Below are 19087 nucleotides of genomic sequence, written 5' to 3'. Positions count from 1 at the left end.
GCAAAAGCGGCAGCATTAGCGAAGCAAAAAAGAGAAGGAACCGAAGAAGTAACGGAAGAAGAAAAAGAGAAAGCCAAGGCAAAAGCGGTGGCGGCGGCAAAGGCGAAAGCGGCAGCATTGGCGAAGCAGAAAGCCTCGCAAGGTGATGGGGATTCGGGAGATGAAAAGGCAAAGGCAATTGCAGCGGCAAAAGCGAAAGCAGCAGCGGCTGCAAGAGCGAAGACAAAGGGAGCTGAAGGTAAGAAAGAGGATGAGCCGAAGCAGGAAGAACCGTCCGTAAATCAGCCGTATTTAAATCAGTATGTTGAGGCTATTAGGGAGAAGTTAGGAGAGGGTGCATTAGTAGATTCCTACATTAATAAACTGTCAAAGGATGTGCCAACTCTTGTGGTGGATCCAGAAAAGTATTATGAAGTGATGGAGTCACTGCGATTCCATGAGGGACTTGCTTTTGATTATATGTCAGAGCTACATGCGACGGATTTTGTGACACATATGGAAGTGTATGTTCATTTGTTTTCATATGGCAAGAAACAATTGGTAGCGGTGAAGGTAAAGCTAGACCGGGAAGCGCCGCAAGTCGAATCTGTGACAGCGCTTTGGAAAGGAGCTGACTGGCCGGAGCGAGAAGCATATGATTTGCTCGGCATTGTATTTAAAGGGCATCCGAATTTAACGCGTATTTTAATGCCAGATGATTGGGTAGGATATCCGCTTAGAAAAGACTATGAACCGTATGATGTGGAGGTGTAGCTATGATCCGCACGGAAGAGATGCTTTTGAATGTAGGACCTCAGCATCCGAGTACACATGGTGTGTTCAGGCTCGTAATTAAGATTGACGGGGAAATTATTAAAGAAGCTACACCTGTTATTGGATATTTGCATCGCGGGACCGAAAAGATCGCTGAGAGCTTACAGTATACGCAAATTATCCCTTATACAGATCGAATGGACTATTTATCAGCCATGACGAATAATTACGTCATTTGCCATGCTGTAGAGACGATGATGGGGCTTGAAATTCCAGAGCGTGCCGAATACTTGCGAGTACTTGCGATGGAGTTAGGAAGAATTGCGAGTCATCTCGTTTGGTGGGGGACGAATCTTCTTGATATAGGAGCGGTCAGCCCGTTTTTGTACGCGTTTCGTGAACGAGAGATGATTATAAATTTATTAAATGAATTATGCGGGGCACGGCTTACTTTTAACTATATGAGAGTTGGCGGTGTGAAGTGGGATGCGCCAGATGGTTGGATTGAAAAGGTGGAAGAGTTTGTTCCGTATATGAGGGAGCAATTAGCAGGGTATCACGATCTTGTTAGCGGTAATGAGATTTTCTTAAATCGTGTGAAAGGCGTTGGTATATATAGCGCGGAAGAAGCAATCTCGTATTCTTTAAGCGGAGCAAATTTGCGGTGCACTGGAGTAAACTGGGATCTTCGCAAAGATGAGCCGTATTCGATTTATGATCGTTTTGATTTTGATATTCCTCTTGGAAGCGTGGGAGATGCTTGGGATCGCTACGTTTGCCGAATGCAAGAAATCGAGGAGTCTTTAAAGATTGTTGAGCAAGCGGTTCAGCAGTTCCCGAAAGATGGAGCTGTGCTGGCAAAAGTACCGAAAATTATTAAGGCACCTAAGGGAGAAGCATTTGTACGTATCGAATCGCCGCGCGGAGAGATTGGTTGTTATATCGCAAGTGACGGAAAGAAAGAGCCGTACCGTTTGAAGTTTCGTAGGCCATCTTTTTATAACTTGCAAATTTTACCGAAGTTATTGAAAGGTGAAAACATCGCTAATTTAATTACGATTTTAGGTGGAGTTGATATTGTACTTGGGGAGGTTGATGGCTAATGATTGAGACGCTCTTACAATCACCTTCAAGCTGGACGAATTTCTTCATTTTTTTCGGATTAGCGGTACTTCTACTATTTGCAGTCCTTGGCTTCGTTACATATGGAATTTTGGCAGAACGGAAAGTGATGGGGTTTATGCAAGGGCGGATTGGACCAAACCAGGTTGGAGGCCGATTCGGTTTACTGCAAACGGTAGCTGATGTTTTAAAACTATTATTGAAAGAAGATAGTATTCCGAAAGCAGCAGATAAACCGCTGTTTATATTAGCGCCTGTCATTGCATTTGCACCAGCATTTATGGTGCTTGCGGTTATCCCGTTCACTGATAAATTTCAATTTGCAGATATTGGAGTCGGGCTACTTTATTATATTGCTGTTTCCGGTATTACGACGATAGGTGTTGTAACTGGGGGATGGGCATCGAATAATAAATATTCCCTTTTAGGAGGGATGCGTGCGGCGGCGCAAATGATTTCTTATGAGATTCCGCTCGTAATGAGTGTAATTGGCATCGTTTTGCTAGCTGGTAGTCTGAATTTAAATGAGATTGTAGCGGCGCAGGAGAGGGTCTGGTACATTTTCGTACAGCCAATTGGATTCGTCGTTTTCTTAATCGCAGCAGTTGCAGAGTTAAATAGGACGCCATTCGATTTGCCGGAAGCGGAGTCAGAACTTGTTTCTGGATATCATACGGAATACTCAGGTTTTCGCTGGGCGTTTTTCATGCTTTCAGAGTACGTATATTTCTTCGGGATGGCATCGTTAATTACAGTGCTCTTTTTAGGCGGATGGAATCCAGTCATGTTTCTTGGATTTATCCCAGGTGCCGTATGGTTTGCTTTGAAATTTAGCAGTGTAGTCTTTCTATTAATTTGGTTCCGCGTTACGTTCCCGCGTATAAGAGGTGACCAGTTAATGGAGTTTGGATGGAAAGTATTATTGCCGATTGCACTTGCAAATATTTTCTTAACGGCATTGATTAAGGAGTTATTCTTCTAATCTATGAGGGGGGTGCCAGTAAGAGATGAAAGGACTATTTAAAGGGTTAAAATATACATTAAGTAATTTGAGCAAGAAGAAGGTAACGTATGATTATCCAAATCAACCGTTGCCGTTGCCAGACCGTTTTCGGGGGATTCAAAAATTTTATCCGGAGAAATGTATTGTTTGTAATCAGTGCTCTAACATTTGTCCGACAGACTGTATTCAGTTAACAGGAAAGAAACATCCGGATCCTACGAAAAAAGGAAAAATTATCGACACGTATGATATTAATTTTGAAATTTGTATTCTTTGTGATTTATGTACAGAAGTTTGTCCGACAGAGGCAATTGTCATGACAAATAACTTTGAACTCGCGGAATATTCACGTGATGACTTATTTAAAAATTTGCAGTGGCTTGACGAAAACGACGAAAACGTCAGGAAGGAGAATAAGGCATGAATGGCGAGTTTGTAGCATTCTTTATACTATCCTTGTCTGCAATTATCGGCGGTGTTCTTATGTTGAACTTAACGAAAGTTATGCACATGATGCTAGCTCTCGTTCTGACATTTCTCAGCATTGCAGGTTTGTATTTTCTTTTGTCAGCCGAATTTATAGGCGTTGCACAAATTTTACTTTACTCTGGTGCAATCACAATTATTATGATTTTCGGCATTATGTTAACGAAACATAACGCGGAAAATGAATCGCGTCTTACTCTTCGAAAATGGATTATCTTCTTTGCAGTTGTAGCATTTGGAGCGGTTATGTATTTCGCTGTTAATAATGTTGATTTTGCAAATGAAAGCACACAAGGAAGTTTACCTCTCCATGAAAACAACACACTTCAAATCGGTACGCTTCTCTATTCAAAATATATTATTCCATTTGAACTAACTTCAGTTATTTTACTTGTAGCACTCGTTGGCGCAATTATACTTGCGAAAAAGGACGAGAAAGAGGAGGATTCCAATGAGTAGCGTTCCAGCTTCTGCATATTTAACACTTGCGATTATTTTGTTTTGCATCGGTTTATTTGGAGCTTTAACAAAGCGGAATACAGTAATCGTATTAGTTTGTATCGAATTAATGCTGAATGCTGCCAATTTAAACTTAGTGGCGTTTAGTAAATTAGGCTTATTTCCGAATTTAACAGGTCAAATTTTCTCACTGTTTACGATGGCTGTAGCGGCAGCGGAAGCGGCGGTAGGACTCGCTATTTTAATTGCTTTATATCGTAATCGTACGACAGTTCAGGTGGATGAAATGGATACGCTCAAAGGATAGCATTGTGACCGAAAAAGGGGGAAGGAAACAATGATCGATTATGCATGGCTCATACCGCTTTTCCCACTCGTTTCGTTTTTGTTACTTATTATATTCGGGAAGAAAATTAGAGAAGGAAGCAGCGTACTTAGTATTTTTTTCGTCTTTCTCTCCTTTATACTTGCGGTACTTGTGTTAATAGAAAGGTTTTCAGAAGCAAGCGTGAAGCATAAGTGGGTGTGGCTTAGAGCTGGAGATGTGGATATATCATTCGGCTTTGAAGTGACTGCATTAGGAGCTTTAATGTTATTTATCGTGACGCTTGTGAGTCTACTTGTACATGTGTATTCGAAAGGTTATATGAAAGGTGATGAACGATTACCAACCTTTTACGCATATTTAGGACTCTTTACATTTGCGATGTTAGGGCTTGTTATATCAACGAATTTATTACAACTTTATATATTTTGGGAATTAGTTGGCCTTGGCTCATTTTTACTTATCGGTTTTTATTTCTTTAAAGAAGAAGCGAAGGCTGCTGCAAAAAAGGCTTTTATTATGACCCGTATTGGGGATGTTGGTTTATTTATCGGGATGATTTTAATTTTTTGGTACGCAGGTAGTTTTGAATATGACGCAATATTTAGGGCGATTTATACAGGGGATCTACCTCCTTACATGATTACAATAACAGCGATATTAATTTTTATCGGGGCGATGGGGAAATCAGGTCAGTTCCCGCTTCATACGTGGTTGCCAGATGCAATGGAAGGGCCAACGCCCGTTTCGGCACTTATTCACGCGGCGACGATGGTCGCAGCTGGCGTATATTTAGTAGCGACGATGTTCCCTCTATTTTCAGCAAGTACAGTGGCGATGCAGACAGTGGCAATCGTTGGAGCTTTCACTGCAATCTTTGCGGCCTCTATCGGTCTTGTGCAAACAGATATAAAGAGGGTGCTTGCTTATTCTACAGTTAGCCAGCTCGGGTATATGATGCTCGCGTTAGGTTCTGCCGGTTATGTAGCTGGTATATTCCATTTAACGACACATGCTTTTTTTAAAGCACTACTATTTTTGGCGGCAGGAAGTGTAATTCATGCTGTGCATACGCAAAACATTAATAAAATGGGCGGTTTACAGAAGAAGATGAAAGTAACTGGTACGCTATTTTTAATAGGTACCCTTGCCATTAGCGGTGTTCCGCTGCTTTCCGGTTTTTTCAGCAAAGATGAAATTTTAGCGGTGACGTGGATGAATGGCAATTACGTTTTATTTACTTTAGCGGTAATTGCGGCGTTTTTAACAGCGTTCTATATGTTCCGCCTATACTTTCTTGTCTTTACTGGAGAAACGAAGACGAAGGAAGAAGTGCATGAATCGCCTCGCGTTATGACGTATCCAATGATTGTTCTCGGCGTTCTCGCAGTAGTGGTAGGATATATAAATACACCATGGTTTGGGACGTTTCTCGGAGATTGGTTGACGAAAGATGTAGGGTTTAAGTTTGAAGAAGCGCATGGACCAGTTTGGATTATGATTGTTGCGACATTCGTTTCATTTGCGGGAATCGCTCTTGCATATTTCATATATAGCAAGAAATCAATTTCTAGGAATTGGGCTGGGGGTACGGAAACATCGCTTTATAATCTTTTGAAAGAAAAATATTATGTGGATGAACTATACAACATGACGGTGATCCCTATTACGAAAGGAATCGCTCATGTGCTTCGCTTATTTGAATTGTATGTAGTCGAAGGAATTGCAGTTTTAATTGCAAGTGTAGTGAAAGGCACAAGTAACCTTGGATCGAAACTTCAAAACGGGAATGTACAAGTGTACGGTACTGTAACGGCGGTTTCGCTCGCTGTACTCGTCATTATTTTGCTCTATACGGGAGGGGATTTACGATGAATGATTTGTTGTTAACGTTCTTCATTTTTTCCCCGCTTTTAGGAATTTTATTGCTTGTATTAACACCGAAAAAGGAATTGCGTACAGTGCGAGCGCTTGGCCTATTTGGGACGGCACTTCCATTTGGAATCGCTATCGTCCTCGCTTGTACATATGCTTCTGGAAAGAATTTGTCACTATTCGATGAAAAGATGAAATGGATTAAGTTCGGCGATTTTACAGCGGTAGATAAAAGGTGGTTTTCTATTTATTACGAGCTCGGTATTGATGGTTTGTCGCTTGTCATGATGGTACTGACGGCTCTTCTAGCAACGCTTGCAGCAATTGCAGCCTTTTCTATTAAAAGAAATTTAAAAGCATTTTATATGCTGTTACTCATGCTAGAAATAGGAATGCTCGGCGTCTTTGCTGCTCAAAACTTAATGTTGTTTTTTATCTTCTTTGAAATTACGTTGCCACCAATGTTCTTATTAATTGGAAAGTGGGGAAAATTGTCGAGTGAAAAGGCTGCGTATAGTTATTTAATATATAACGGTATTGGCTCAGCTATTTTGCTCATTGTTTTCTCAATTTTGTTCGCGAAAACAGGTACAACAAATATTGTGGAGCTGAAAGAGATATTAAGAAGCGTAAACGCAGAGGGAGCACTCGTCATCCCAAGTAGTTTGCAGCTTAGTGTATTTATTGCCATAATGATTGCTTTTGCAATTAAACTACCTGTTTTTCCGTTGCACCGCTGGATGGTCAATGTACACATAGAAGCGCATCCAGCTGTAGTTATGCTTCATGCGGGTGTTTTGCTGAAGATTGGAGCGTACGGTATTATTCGCTTCGGGAAAGGGCTATTCCCGGAATATTTTCACGATGTTGCAACACTAATTGCGATATTAGGCGTAATTAATTTATTATACGGTGCCTTTTTAGCGCTCATCCAAACAGACTTTAGGAAAGTACTGGCTTACTCTAGTATTTCGCATATGGGAATTGTGTTAATGGGACTTGCGTCACTTAATGCACCTGGTACACAAGGAGCGTTATTCCAGGTTGTATCGCACGGTTTAATTGCAGCCTTGCTGTTTTTCTTACTCGGTGTTATAGAACAACGTTTCGGAACATCAGACATTACAGCGCTTGGTGGACTCGCAAAAAGTGTCCCAGTACTTAGCGGCTTCTTCTTAGCAGGAGGAATGGCATCGCTCGGATTACCAGGGATGTCTGGGTTTGTTAGTGAATTTCTTGCCTTTCTTGGTTTATTTCAAGGAGAGCCCGTCATTGCTGCAGTCGGTGTGATTGGCATCATTTTAACCGCTGTATATGTATTAAGGGCGACACTTCAAGTGACATTTGGAAAGAAAGAGTGGGAAGCAAAATCTGATATACACGGATGGGAGTATGTCCCTGTTTTACTACTTATCGTTTGTATTATTGCAATTGGAGTTATGCCAGAAATACTAGGGGATCCGCTTCAAAATACATTGAAAACATTGGGGGTGAAGTAGGATGGATATGAATACGTTACTTAGCTTATCGTGGCATCTAATGGTGCCAGAATTTATTATTCTCGGCGCCGCCATCCTCCTTTCCATATGTGATTTGTTTTTTAAGTTGAACCATAGATATGTAGCTCTTGGTGCGATTGCTGCCATCGTATTAGCAATCGTGTCATTAATTACTCTATATAGCGAACCGGCAGGAGATATTTTAAATGGATCGTTTGTGTTAGATGGATTTTCAAAAGGGTTTAAAACGTTACTATTAGGTGCCTCAGCCCTCATTTTATGCACCGCAATGAGCGATGATAAGAAGAATCCAATCGAAGATAAAGGTGAATATTATTACTTATTTTTAATGGCACTTCTTGGTGCGATGTTCATGGCTTCTAGTGTAGATTTTATTACCCTTTTCGTTGGCTTGGAGTTACTTTCACTTTCTTCTTATATTTTAGTAGGAATACGAAAAAAGAGCCGTGCATCAAATGAAGCGGCAATGAAATACGTCATTAGCGGAGGAATTGGAACGGCGATTACGCTCTTCGGAATGAGTTATTTATACGGTATTACAGGTTCAACTAACATTGTAGATATGCAAAAGGTACTCACTGGGGAACTCGCTAGTGGTATTCAGTTATTGTTAGCTCTCGCATTTCTTTTATTGCTAGTTGGTCTCTCATTTAAAATTGCCACAGTGCCGTTTCATATGTGGGCACCTGATGTGTATGAAGGAGCGGCTACACCAGTTACTGCTTTTCTTGGAACGATTTCTAAAATTGCCGGGTTCCTACTCATTATTCGTTTGTTCCTTATGATCTTTGCAAGTGTATTAATACAAGGAGATATGCAATCTTTATATGGGCATATGAGTATATATATTGCGGTGCTAGCAAGTATTACGATGATTGTTGGGAATGTAGTCGCATTAAAACAATACAATATAAAGCGTTTATTTGCTTATTCGGGCATTGCTCATGCAGGATATTTACTCGTTCCACTTGTGGCATTATCACCATTTACGATGGATAGCATATGGTTTTATATGCTGGCATACATGCTTATGAATATAGGGGCATTTGCTATCATCCATGGCTTAATCTTACAAAATAATGAGGAAAATATAACAATTTTCACAGGTTTATATAAAAGGTCGCCATTTACAGCGATAATGATGACAATTTTTATTTTATCGTTGGCTGGGATACCAGGAACGGCTGGCTTCATTGGAAAGATTAATATCTTTTTAGGCGCACTTCATGTAGAGCCAGCACATTACGTACTAGCTTCGATTATGATGGGTACGACAGTTGTTTCATTCGTATATTATTTCCGTATTTTACAACAAATGTTTTTCCACACCGGAGAGACAGAAGAGAGAATACGGTTACCGTTAAATATAAAGGTTGTTATGAGTCTTTGTGCAATTTCGATTGTAATACTAGGGATTATGCCGATGATTGGGTACAATTTCTTTTATGAATATTTTCCATTAATGAAAGATTTCTTCTTCTTAGGGAACGTGGTACAATAGTGAAAATAAAAGGTGTGGAGTCAGTACTCTGCGCTTTTTATTTTGTGTTAACTTGTAATGTAGATATACGTTTTTGGAAAGAAAATCACGATGTAAAATGTAAGATGTCTATGTGCATTTGAAAAAGTGTAGCTCCTACTTATTATGGTATCGTTTTTATATTCTTTCATAAGTAGTAGCTGAGTAAAAAGGGGTCGATTTTTTGGCACAACTTTTAGGGCAACAAGCACTGATTGCCATTGTTTCGCATTTATTGTTTATTACCATTACGTGGTGGGCCTTACAAGGCATTCACATTGAGCGTTTAATGAAGTCCGGAAAAGTGCTGCAGACGCGAGTATTACTCATCTTAATTACAATTGCAATTGGGACATCTGTAAGTAACTTTTTCCTTGATTATTTAGGCTATTCGAAGAGTTTAACGTATTTAGTAAAGTAAGTGTATAGAACCTCAAATCTCCGTTAACAATGGGGATAGGAGGGGATGAAATTGAAGCTTAAAGCCATTCTTATTGTTGCACTTAGTGTTGTTTTATTTTTGGTTGGATATAGAGAGATGAAACCGATAAGCGATGAACAGAAAATGGAGAGCATGATCAAGGCTTTAGAGAAAAATGATGCTAAAGTAGAAAAATGGTCATGGTTAGCGAGAGAAACAAAAACAATTTCTAACATACATACGTTTCAAAAGTTGTTAAACGATGTGAAGGAAAAGGCAAATATTCAAAAGTGGGAAGTAGAGCAATCTCCAGATGGATATAAAGCTACATCCTATAAAAAGCTTTCTTCTTATGAAGAACGAGTAGTAGTAACTTGGAGTAAAGAAAATACTAAAGAAAACACTTTCATTATCTTTGAAGTAAGTGGGGCGAAATGGGACCCGAAGTATGTTCAAAACATGAATAAAATTTTTAGTGAAAAACCTATAATTTACACTTGTGTTCAAGGTGTACTGAATGATAAGATTGAAGGTGTTTTGCAAAATAAAACCAATCAGGTTTTGAAAGATCTTTCAGCAAGAGCGATCGAACAAGTAGAAGAAAGAGCATTTGTGTCAGTCTCCGCATACAATAAAAAGTGGGATGACGCTCTTTCAACAAATAGAGAGAAAATAAATGTGCAAATAGCAATACGTTCTACAGACAACAAAGATACAATTGTGGTTGGCACACCGATCATAACTTCTGAGTATTGAGTGAATAGATACTGAAAAAAGGACACGGAGGGGAATAATTTGGAAAAGATCATCGTCCGTGGCGGAAAGCGGTTAAACGGCACAGTGCGTGTTGAGGGCGCAAAAAATGCTGTATTACCTATAATCGCTGCAGCCCTATTAGCGAGTGATGGAAAGAATGTACTATCTGAAGTACCAGTTTTGTCTGATGTATACACAATTAATGAGGTATTACGTCATTTAAATGCTGAAGTCGTATTTGAAAATAATCAAGTAACAATCGATTCTTCTAAAGAACTAAACATTGAAGCACCATTTGAATATGTACGTAAAATGCGTGCATCTGTTCAAGTAATGGGACCATTATTAGCACGTAACGGTCGTGCTCGTATTGCACTTCCTGGTGGATGTGCAATTGGTTCACGTCCAATTGACCAACATTTAAAAGGCTTCGAAGCAATGGGAGCAAAAGTACAGGTTGGTAACGGTTTTGTTGAGGCATATGTTGAGGGAGAACTAAAAGGAGCTAAAATCTACTTAGACTTCCCAAGCGTAGGCGCGACAGAAAACATTATGTCTGCAGCTACATTAGCAAAAGGGACAACAATTCTTGAAAACGCAGCGAAAGAACCAGAAATCGTTGACTTAGCTAACTTCTTAAATGCGATGGGAGCGAAAGTACGCGGAGCTGGAACTGGAACGATTCGTATCGAAGGCGTTGATAAATTATATGGTGCAAACCACTCTATTATTCCTGACCGTATTGAAGCGGGAACATTCATGGTTGCAGCAGCAATTACTGGTGGAGACATCTTAATTGAAAATGCTGTACCTGAACATTTACGCTCAATTACAGCGAAAATGGAAGAAATGGGTGTTAAAATTATTGAGGAAAACGAAGGTGTACGTGTTATCGGCCCAGATAAGTTAAAAGCGGTTGATATTAAAACTATGCCTCACCCAGGTTTCCCAACAGACATGCAATCACAAATGATGGCATTATTACTACAAGCTGATGGAACAAGCATGATTACAGAAACGGTATTCGAAAACCGCTTTATGCACGTTGAAGAATTCCGTCGTATGAATGCTGATATTAAAATTGAAGGTCGTTCTGTTATTATGAACGGTCCAAACAGCTTACAAGGTGCTGAAGTAGCAGCAACTGACTTACGTGCTGCAGCTGCATTAATCTTAGCTGGTTTAGTATCAGAAGGTTATACTCGTGTAACTGAGTTAAAACATCTTGACCGTGGCTATGTAAACTTCCATAAGAAATTAGCTGCATTAGGTGCAACTATTGAACGTGTAAACGAAAAAGTAGAAGAAGTGAAAGAACAAGAAGTTTCTGATCTTCACGCTTAATTAAAATAGTCTCTATGTCTTTTGACATAGGGGCTATTTTTTTTGGTTATTACTGTTATAGTCAATAAATTCTATACTTATGCACGTACCAGTAAAAATATTTAGAAAATTTCTGTTTTATACTCTTCCCCTTAAGTATGTTCTAAAAGAAAGAGTTGTTCCATAAGAATGAATGGAGTAAAGCTTTTATATTGGAGGAAAATAGGATGAAATTTTCAAAGCCACTTTTTATTACAGTAGCGCTCTTAATAGCGCTCGTTATCATTGTACCTGCAGCCCTTGTTATTCCATTTGCGAAAGCAAAAGTAGGGGAAGAAACGGCCTCTAACACTCCTCCACCGATAGAAAGCATACCAGCTCCAGGAAAAGTAGATACAGCTGTTCAAGTTGCTGTATATCGCGAAAAACAGAAGAAGGTAGAAACATTACCAGTGGAGGAGTATGTGACAGGTGTAGTAGCTTCTGAGATGAATGCCAGTTTTGAAATAGAGGCACTAAAGGCGCAGGCATTAGCAGCGAGAACATTTGTAGTACAACGTATGCTAAGCGGAGGAAAGAAAAATAATGCGGACGTGACAGATACGGTGAAAGATCAAGTGTACAAAAGCAAAGATGAATTGAAGAAGCAATGGGGTAATAACTACGAAAATAATTTGAAGAAAATCGAAGAAGCCGTTTCGAAAACAGCAGGACAAGTTTTAACGTATGATGGAAAACCAATTTCAGCATCCTTCTTTTCAACGAGTAATGGCCGAACAGAAAATGCAGCTGACTATTGGGGAAATGATTATCCGTACTTGAAAAGTGTAGATAGTCCGTGGGATCAAGCCTCTCCAAAGTTTACGAGTGAGCAAACATTTACAGTAGCTGATTTTCAAAAACGTCTCGGTGTGAAAGTGTTAGCAGACGGGAAGGTTGGAAATATTAAAGACCTTACGGAAGGAAAGCGCGTAAAGGATGTAGCTTTTCAAGGAAAAACATTAACAGGAAAAGAAGTTCGTGAAAAGTTAGATTTACGTTCTTCTGATTTTACGTGGAAACAACAAGGAGATAAAATCATCGTTACGACGAAAGGCTTCGGTCACGGCGTTGGTATGAGTCAATATGGGGCGAACGGCATGGCAGCGGAAGGAAAGAAATATACAGATATCGTCGCTCATTACTATAAAGGCGTTGAAATAAAGACGATGAATGATTATGAAGGAAAATTGATGGTGAAGAAATAGGTGTCAGAACTCTGGCATCTATTTTTTTTGTTTAAAATATCATAATTTTCCATTAACTGTTTGATATAATAGGATAAAAAGGCATTTGGGGGAAATGAAATGGCGTTACTAGAGTTGAAACAATTAGGGAAGACGAACCAGTTACCGGCAATTGAGCTAAAGGTTGAGAAAGGACAATGTATTGTTTTGCAATGCAATAATCATACAGCTAAAGTGTTACACCGCATTATTATTGGTGAAGAAGAAGCTTCGACTGGCAATGTACTGTTTGAAGGAGAAGCAATTGGAAAGAAAAATTATTCCCGCATCGGCTTTTGTTTTTTGAAGGATGAGGCATATGATCGTTTGAAGGTGAAAGAATACTTTAAGTTTTTAATAGGGCTTTATGAATCAAAGATAAGTATAGAAGAAGTTGTGCAGTCTGTTGGTCTCCTAGATAAGCTAAACGTTAAAATAGAAAAACTATCATTTTCAGAGAAGCGTCGTCTTCATATTGGACGAATAATGATTCATAATCCGGATTTAATTATTTTGGAAGAACCGGAGCAAAATGTAGATATAGAGAGTACGGTTATTATTCGAAAAGCAATTATGAAAATGAAAGAGCAAGGAAAGGCAATCTTTATTACGTCATCATTTTTATCGGATGCCCTTTCGTTAACAGAGGATGTATACATATTAAACAATGATGGTGTGAAAAAGATAGAAATTGAGCAAGAGGAAGTGGAAGAAGTCGGTGAAGAAAAAGTCATTCAAATGATTCCGCAAATGAAGTTAGAAAGAATACCTGCGAAAGTGAACGATAAAATCATTTTACTTGATCCGATGGAAATCCATTTCATTGAAACGCAAAACGGAGTAACGCATATTCACGTTCGTGAAGGCGATTTCGTATGTGCATTAACATTAAGTGAACTAGAAGCGAGATTAACAGGTTTTGGTTTCTTTAGATGTCATCGCTCGTACCTTATAAATTTACAAAGAGTACGAGAAGTGATTACATGGACTCGTAACAGTTTCAGTTTAATTTTAGACGACGAAAGAAAAAGTTCGATTCCGCTTTCAAAAGGACGCATGGATGAATTAAAAGGTGTGATTGGGCTATAAAAAGTGCTCCAATAAGCTCAACATGCGATTCATTCACCGGTAAAAATACTCCTTTTACCGGTATTTTACTGCGTAAACCCTTTGTTTTTCATATGATTGAGTCAAGAAAAGCGAAACAAACGAACGAAAAGCGCTAAAGCGACTTTCATCTATAAAGAAGAAAAACAAAGGGGATGAAGAAATGACATTGGCAATTGAAATGAAAGATGTAATGAAAAGTTTCAGTGGAAAAACGGCACTTCTAAATGTAAATATTGAGGTGAAGCAAGGAGAGATATTCGGATTCCTCGGACCGAGTGGATCTGGTAAGACGACAACAGTAAAAATTTTAACTTCTCAATTGCTTCATAGTGTTGGAACGGTAAGAGTATTAGGGAAAGATATTACAGGACCAAGTAGCATCGATTACAAACGAATTGGTATTTTAACAGATAACAGCGGCTTATATGAAAGACTTAGCATTTATGATAACTTACTATTATTTTGTGACTTATACGATTGCAAAAAAGAACGAATCGATGAAGTACTAACACAAGTAAATTTATTAGATGATAAAAAAACACCAGTAAAGAAATTATCAAAGGGAATGAAGCAACGCGTCACACTAGCGAGAGCAATCCTTCATAAACCAGATATCCTCTTCTTAGATGAACCAACATCTGCACTTGATCCAGTAAACGTACAAAACATTCATAAAATCTTAAAAGACTTAAATGAAGAAGGAACGACGATTTTCTTAACGACGCACAACATGGATGAAGCAGAAACGCTTTGTAACCGTATTGCCTTCCTTTGTGGCGGAGAAATTGTAGCACTCGATACGCCAGAGAACCTGCGCTTACAATACGCTAAGGATCAAATAGAGGTCGTATTAAAAGGTAAACGAAAAGAAGTAGTGCAAAAAGATGAATTAGGCGCAAATCGTATTTCAGAATGGATGAAAAAGGGCGAACTGTTATCTATTCATTCACACGAACCAACGCTAGGCGATATCTTTATTGAAGTTACTGGGAGGGGATTATAATGACATTTTCAATGAGACGTGTATCAGCTATTTTTAGAAAAGAAGTACAAGATTTTAAGACAAATTCACAAGTGTTGTTAATGGCATTTTTACCAATTATACTTTCATTTTTGTTTAGCAGATTTGGAGTGGGAAAGGAAATGTTAGGTATTACTACTATAACGGCCTTCCTATTTGTCGCAGGCTTTGTTCAATCTATGGTAATTGCAGAAGAAAAAGAAAAACATACATTGCGTGTATTAATGCTATCACCGGCATCTTCGGTTGAAGTTCTACTTGGAAAGAGTTTATTAACATCGGGTCTGACGATGGTCATTTGTATTGTAAATTTATTCATTTTAGATCAGTTAAATATTAATCTTCCATTGGTAGGATTGATATTCTTATGCGGAACTATTTTGTTTATCGTACTTGGAACAATGATCGGATTACTTGCATCTTCTGTACCACAAACATCAATAATTGGAATGCCGATATTAATGACGATGTATTTGGCTGTACAGTTTGAGCCAATGGTTGAAAATAAAGTAATTAAGACGATGATTGGATATCTTCCAACATCTCATATTGTGAAAGCACTTAAAAGCTTAGTAGGTGGGGCGGGATTTAGTAGTATTAGTGGGCATGTATTAAATGTTGCAGTTTGGCTTATTATATCGCTCGTTGTATGTTTAATCGTATATAAAAAGAAACAATTAGACTAAAAACTGAGCTAAAAGTGCTCAGTTTTTTCTTTTTTCTATCATTTCCTCGGAAATTTTACAGTTCTTATACATATTTTTACAGATTTTGTCGAAAAGTAATTAGTTATACGTTGTATAGGATACGTGAATATTGTTCAAAATGATTGCTGAGGTGATGATGGAATGCGAGGAAGAAATAATAAAAAGTCGCAAAAGGTAGTACATTTATTTCAAAAAAGATGGGTGTTTCCGGCACTATACATTGCTTGTGCAGCGGTAATCTTAATGGTTGCGCTATGGTTCCAAGGAGCTAATCCGAAGAAGACTCCAAACCACGATCAAGCAACACCGTATACACAATCGGAAGATCCAGCAGTACCAGTAACGAAATCTTCAGAAGTAGTGAAAATGCCAGCTGCCGCGAATGCGGAAGTAGTCGTACAGAAGAAATTCTATGAAGATGCAGCAACTGAGGCGGAACAAGAAAAAGCACTTGTCTTTTATAACAACACATATTCCCCGAACAAAGGAATTGACATTGCTGCGAAGAATGGAAAAGAATTCAATGTTGCTGCTGCTTTAAGTGGTACAGTAACGAAAGCTGAAAAAGATTCACTTCTTGGTTATGTTGTAACAGTTGATAGTGGAAATGGTGTAGCGGTATCTTATCAAAGCTTAGGCAGTGTGAAAGTAGAAAAAGGTGCAAGAGTTGCACAAGGTGAAGTATTAGGAACATCCGGTCTAAGTGCAATGAATAAAGAGGCAGGCTCTCACGTTCACTTTGAAGTACGTAAAGACAATGTGGCTGTGAACCCTGAACGTTACTTAAATAAATCAGTAACAGAAATTAAAGCTGATGCAGGTGCTGCAAAGGCTACGAATGCTTCTGGTAAAAAAGCTGATGACAAATCTCAAAAAGAAGAGAAGTCAACGAGCACGAAACCAGAAAGTAAAACAGAAGACAAGTCTCAAAAAGAAGAGAAATCAACAAGCGGTTCAACTAGTGACAAAAAAGAAGAACCGAAGAAAGAAGAAAAATCAACAAATGGTTCTACAGAATCATCTAACGATTCTTCTTCACAAGAATAAGAAAGTGAAAAAATCAGTTCCCACTAGGGGAGCTGATTTTTTTATTTTTATCCCGCATTAACGGGCAGTAAGACCCCTACTTCAAAATTCAGTAAAAGCTAAGAAGTTAGGTCGGGCATCAACTGCCCGTAAAAGCCCGATTGGTGAAAGCTAATAATCAGTGGGAAATGGCACCCACTGATTAAAGTTTCACTTTATATAAAAATACTCAATTTCGAGAAAAAAGTTGCAAAAACAAGGAAAAATGACGAGATTCTCGAATATATATTACAAAAGGGAGGGGATACTGTGTCATTTTTATTTGTTCTGTCGACTGCTATTATTTTATTGTTTGTTTTATTCACCTTATATTATTATATTGCCGGTAAGAAAGAGGTTCCCCACCATCAATTATTAGAAGAAGAGTTTGAAAGAGAAGAATGACGCCTTATACATAAGGTGTCATTTTTTTTCGTCAAAATAGTCACTGTTAACGTATTTCTCACAAAAAAACGTAATTTTTCTTAACTTAGTCCGCAAAAATAGTGAACATGTAGCATATATCAGTAGTGCGGGCAATACAATGGTATAAACCAAAGCAAAGAGAGTGTTTGAGGTGAGAAATCGTGAATCATTTCATTATAAATCCAAGAATGTTTAACGCTTACAAACAGCACTCACACTTACTTCTTAGTCGTATGCAGCGAGGCTCATTTCACCCTTCTCACATCCAAATTAGGGAGGCGAGTGGTGTGCACGATTACATCAAAGAGAGAACTATCAAGATTGGTAAGTATATCGTGGAGACAAGAAAGACAGTGCGTGTCATTGCAAAGGAATTTGGGGTATCAAAGAGTACAGTCCATAAAGATTTAACAGAGCGTCTACCAGAAATTAATCCAGAGCTCGCAAATGAAGTGAAAGAAATTCTTGATTATCATAAGTCTATTCGTCATTTAAGAGGTGGAGAAGCAACAAAGCAAAAGTATAGAAAAGAAGATGTAGAGAAGCCTGTACGTCAATAATGTTACAGTAGCAAACATTCCGTTCACATTCGGTAATATTTTTCAGAAGAATTCTTTTTGCGAATATTACGTTTCTGTTAAATTTATGATAAAATCAGAAATTAGGTGAAAAGAATTCGGGTGTAACCTGATTTTGAATATCGAGGAGGAAAAAACGGGAATGTTTGCGCGAGATATCGGAATTGACCTAGGTACGGCTAACGTATTAATTCATGTTAAAGGTAAGGGTATTGTATTAAATGAGCCATCTGTTGTGGCAATTGATCGTAATAGTGGTAAAGTATTAGCAGTAGGTGAAGAAGCGAGAAGCATGGTGGGACGTACGCCTGGTAATATTGTAGCAATTCGTCCACTTAAAGATGGTGTAATCGCAGACTTCGAAATTACAGAAGCAATGTTAAAGTATTTCATTAACAAATTGGACGTAAAGAGCTTCTTTTCAAAACCTCGTATTTTAATTTGTTGTCCAACAAATATTACATCAGTAGAACAAAAAGCAATTCGTGAAGCTGCTGAACGTTCAGGTGGTAAAACAGTATTTTTAGAAGAAGAACCAAAAGTAGCCGCAGTTGGTGCTGGTATGGAAATCTTCCAACCAAGCGGTAACATGGTTGTTGATATTGGTGGAGGTACAACAGATATCGCTGTACTATCTATGGGTGATATTGTTACCTCTTCCTCTATCAAAATGGCTGGCGATAAGTTTGATATGGAGATCTTAAACTATATTAAACGTAAGTATAAGCTATTAATCGGAGAACGTACTTCAGAAGATATTAAAATTAAAGTTGGTACAGTATTCCCAGGTGCACGTAGCGAAGAACTTGAAATTCGCGGACGTGACATGGTAACAGGCTTACCACGTACAATTACAGTATGCTCTGAAGAAATTACAGAAGCATTAAAAGAAAATGCAGCTGTTATTGTACAAGCTGCAAAAGGCGTATTAGAGCGCACACCACCAGAATTATCTGCAGATATCATCGACCGCGGTGTTATTCTAACAGGCGGTGGAGCTTTACTACACGGTATCGACATGCTTCTAGCAGAAGAACTAAAAGTACCAGTATTAATTGCTGAAAACCCAATGCACTGCGTTGCGGTTGGTACAGGTATTATGTTAGAGAATATCGACAGATTACCAAAGCGTGCTTTGAGATAATTTGAAAGAACTAAGGCTAATGCCTTAGTTCTTTTTTTTCGTTTTTATATTTTTTTATTTTGATTTTTTGCGAAAATGGAAGGAAAATAGAGAAATGTGAAGGAAACAGGTAAAATATTCATATATATGGTTAAATTTAATATTTCCTTAATTGAAAACGTTTATAATATAATGAGTCGAATACGACATTAAGGCAAATAATGTTTCAA

Annotated in this window: 20 protein-coding genes; all 20 read left to right on the top strand. The window is 38.5% G+C overall.

The window, feature by feature from the left end:
* On the top strand, positions 1–753 hold a 753-nt coding region (locus MR107_RS13030), incomplete at its 5' end, for an NADH-quinone oxidoreductase subunit C (protein WP_242292423.1).
* Between the two features lie 2 nt (positions 754–755).
* Positions 756–1856, top strand: coding sequence for an NADH-quinone oxidoreductase subunit NuoD (gene nuoD, locus MR107_RS13025; RefSeq protein WP_000621428.1), 1101 nt, complete (start codon positions 756–758; stop codon positions 1854–1856).
* Positions 1856–2857 (top strand): NADH-quinone oxidoreductase subunit NuoH, encoded by a 1002-nt coding sequence (gene nuoH, locus MR107_RS13020; protein WP_000573432.1) that lies wholly within the window; start codon positions 1856–1858, stop codon positions 2855–2857. The genes nuoD and nuoH overlap by 1 nt, the downstream gene beginning before the upstream one ends.
* A 25-nt stretch (positions 2858–2882) precedes the next feature.
* On the top strand, positions 2883–3302 hold the full coding sequence (gene nuoI / locus MR107_RS13015) for an NADH-quinone oxidoreductase subunit NuoI (RefSeq protein ID WP_000677191.1): 420 nt from the start codon (positions 2883–2885) through the stop codon (positions 3300–3302).
* On the top strand, positions 3299–3823 hold the full coding sequence (locus MR107_RS13010) for an NADH-quinone oxidoreductase subunit J (protein ID WP_001012812.1): 525 nt from the start codon (positions 3299–3301) through the stop codon (positions 3821–3823). Before nuoI ends, MR107_RS13010 begins: the two co-directional genes overlap by 4 nt.
* A complete protein-coding gene (gene nuoK, locus MR107_RS13005; protein ID WP_000100079.1) occupies positions 3816–4130 on the top strand; it encodes an NADH-quinone oxidoreductase subunit NuoK in 315 nt (104 codons plus the stop codon). Before MR107_RS13010 ends, nuoK begins: the two co-directional genes overlap by 8 nt.
* Positions 4131–4160: 30 nt before the next feature.
* Positions 4161–6023 carry an NADH-quinone oxidoreductase subunit L gene (gene nuoL / locus MR107_RS13000; protein WP_242292422.1) on the top strand — a complete coding sequence of 621 codons (1863 nt, stop codon included), beginning with the start codon at positions 4161–4163 and terminating at the stop codon, positions 6021–6023.
* Positions 6020–7522: an NADH-quinone oxidoreductase subunit M gene (locus MR107_RS12995; RefSeq protein ID WP_017656724.1), complete on the top strand. Its 1503-nt coding sequence runs from the start codon at positions 6020–6022 to the stop codon at positions 7520–7522. Before nuoL ends, MR107_RS12995 begins: the two co-directional genes overlap by 4 nt.
* Positions 7523–7529: 7 nt before the next feature.
* Positions 7530–9044 carry an NADH-quinone oxidoreductase subunit NuoN gene (nuoN, locus tag MR107_RS12990; protein WP_368738391.1) on the top strand — a complete coding sequence of 505 codons (1515 nt, stop codon included), beginning with the start codon at positions 7530–7532 and terminating at the stop codon, positions 9042–9044.
* A gap of 202 nt (positions 9045–9246) precedes the next feature.
* Positions 9247–9483 carry a DUF1146 family protein gene (locus MR107_RS12985; protein WP_000057889.1) on the top strand — a complete coding sequence of 79 codons (237 nt, stop codon included), beginning with the start codon at positions 9247–9249 and terminating at the stop codon, positions 9481–9483.
* Between the two features lie 51 nt (positions 9484–9534).
* Complete coding sequence (locus MR107_RS12980; protein WP_000767916.1) at positions 9535–10239, top strand: YwmB family TATA-box binding protein; 705 nt, start codon at positions 9535–9537, stop codon at positions 10237–10239.
* A gap of 39 nt (positions 10240–10278) precedes the next feature.
* Complete coding sequence (gene murA, locus MR107_RS12975) at positions 10279–11583, top strand: UDP-N-acetylglucosamine 1-carboxyvinyltransferase (protein WP_000411274.1); 1305 nt, start codon at positions 10279–10281, stop codon at positions 11581–11583.
* Positions 11584–11789: 206 nt separating this feature from the next.
* Positions 11790–12809, top strand: coding sequence for a stage II sporulation protein D (gene spoIID / locus MR107_RS12970; protein ID WP_242292420.1), 1020 nt, complete (start codon positions 11790–11792; stop codon positions 12807–12809).
* Positions 12810–12908: 99 nt separating this feature from the next.
* Positions 12909–13916, top strand: a complete 1008-nt coding sequence (locus MR107_RS12965) for a LytTR family transcriptional regulator DNA-binding domain-containing protein (protein ID WP_001185925.1) — start codon at positions 12909–12911, stop codon at positions 13914–13916.
* Positions 13917–14097: 181 nt separating this feature from the next.
* On the top strand, positions 14098–14940 hold the full coding sequence (locus MR107_RS12960) for an ABC transporter ATP-binding protein (RefSeq protein ID WP_242292419.1): 843 nt from the start codon (positions 14098–14100) through the stop codon (positions 14938–14940).
* On the top strand, positions 14940–15644 hold the full coding sequence (locus MR107_RS12955) for an ABC transporter permease (protein WP_048655556.1): 705 nt from the start codon (positions 14940–14942) through the stop codon (positions 15642–15644). Before MR107_RS12960 ends, MR107_RS12955 begins: the two co-directional genes overlap by 1 nt.
* A gap of 162 nt (positions 15645–15806) precedes the next feature.
* Complete coding sequence (locus MR107_RS12950; RefSeq protein ID WP_001214926.1) at positions 15807–16712, top strand: stage II sporulation protein SpoIIQ; 906 nt, start codon at positions 15807–15809, stop codon at positions 16710–16712.
* Positions 16713–17000: 288 nt separating this feature from the next.
* Positions 17001–17135 (top strand): hypothetical protein, encoded by a 135-nt coding sequence (locus MR107_RS12945; RefSeq protein ID WP_000008901.1) that lies wholly within the window; start codon positions 17001–17003, stop codon positions 17133–17135.
* A gap of 308 nt (positions 17136–17443) precedes the next feature.
* A complete protein-coding gene (gene spoIIID, locus MR107_RS12940; protein ID WP_000544012.1) occupies positions 17444–17716 on the top strand; it encodes a sporulation transcriptional regulator SpoIIID in 273 nt (90 codons plus the stop codon).
* A gap of 160 nt (positions 17717–17876) precedes the next feature.
* Positions 17877–18878, top strand: a complete 1002-nt coding sequence (mreB, locus tag MR107_RS12935; RefSeq protein WP_000457978.1) for a rod shape-determining protein — start codon at positions 17877–17879, stop codon at positions 18876–18878.
* The last annotated feature ends 209 nt before the right edge of the window (positions 18879–19087 follow it).

This window comes from Bacillus cereus group sp. BfR-BA-01441 (assembly GCF_022663075.1).
GTDB lineage: Bacteria > Bacillota > Bacilli > Bacillales > Bacillaceae_G > Bacillus_A > Bacillus_A cereus.
This window is presented reverse-complemented; position numbering and strand designations above follow the sequence as displayed.

What these genes read in the sequence shown, in the direction of transcription:
- MR107_RS13010 (WP_001012812.1), top strand. Translation starts at nt 3,299, where the DNA reads ATGAATGGCGAGTTTGTAGCATTCTTTATACTATCCTTGTCTGCAATT.
- nuoK (WP_000100079.1), top strand. Translation starts at nt 3,816, where the DNA reads ATGAGTAGCGTTCCAGCTTCTGCATATTTAACACTTGCGATTATTTTG.
- nuoD (WP_000621428.1), top strand. Translation starts at nt 756, where the DNA reads ATGATCCGCACGGAAGAGATGCTTTTGAATGTAGGACCTCAGCATCCG.
- MR107_RS12950 (WP_001214926.1), top strand. Translation starts at nt 15,807, where the DNA reads ATGCGAGGAAGAAATAATAAAAAGTCGCAAAAGGTAGTACATTTATTT.
- nuoH (WP_000573432.1), top strand. Translation starts at nt 1,856, where the DNA reads ATGATTGAGACGCTCTTACAATCACCTTCAAGCTGGACGAATTTCTTC.
- nuoN (WP_368738391.1), top strand. Translation starts at nt 7,530, where the DNA reads ATGAATACGTTACTTAGCTTATCGTGGCATCTAATGGTGCCAGAATTT.
- nuoL (WP_242292422.1), top strand. Translation starts at nt 4,161, where the DNA reads ATGATCGATTATGCATGGCTCATACCGCTTTTCCCACTCGTTTCGTTT.
- MR107_RS12960 (WP_242292419.1), top strand. Translation starts at nt 14,098, where the DNA reads ATGACATTGGCAATTGAAATGAAAGATGTAATGAAAAGTTTCAGTGGA.
- MR107_RS12965 (WP_001185925.1), top strand. Translation starts at nt 12,909, where the DNA reads ATGGCGTTACTAGAGTTGAAACAATTAGGGAAGACGAACCAGTTACCG.
- mreB (WP_000457978.1), top strand. Translation starts at nt 17,877, where the DNA reads ATGTTTGCGCGAGATATCGGAATTGACCTAGGTACGGCTAACGTATTA.
- nuoI (WP_000677191.1), top strand. Translation starts at nt 2,883, where the DNA reads ATGAAAGGACTATTTAAAGGGTTAAAATATACATTAAGTAATTTGAGC.
- MR107_RS12995 (WP_017656724.1), top strand. Translation starts at nt 6,020, where the DNA reads ATGAATGATTTGTTGTTAACGTTCTTCATTTTTTCCCCGCTTTTAGGA.
- MR107_RS12955 (WP_048655556.1), top strand. Translation starts at nt 14,940, where the DNA reads ATGACATTTTCAATGAGACGTGTATCAGCTATTTTTAGAAAAGAAGTA.
- spoIID (WP_242292420.1), top strand. Translation starts at nt 11,790, where the DNA reads ATGAAATTTTCAAAGCCACTTTTTATTACAGTAGCGCTCTTAATAGCG.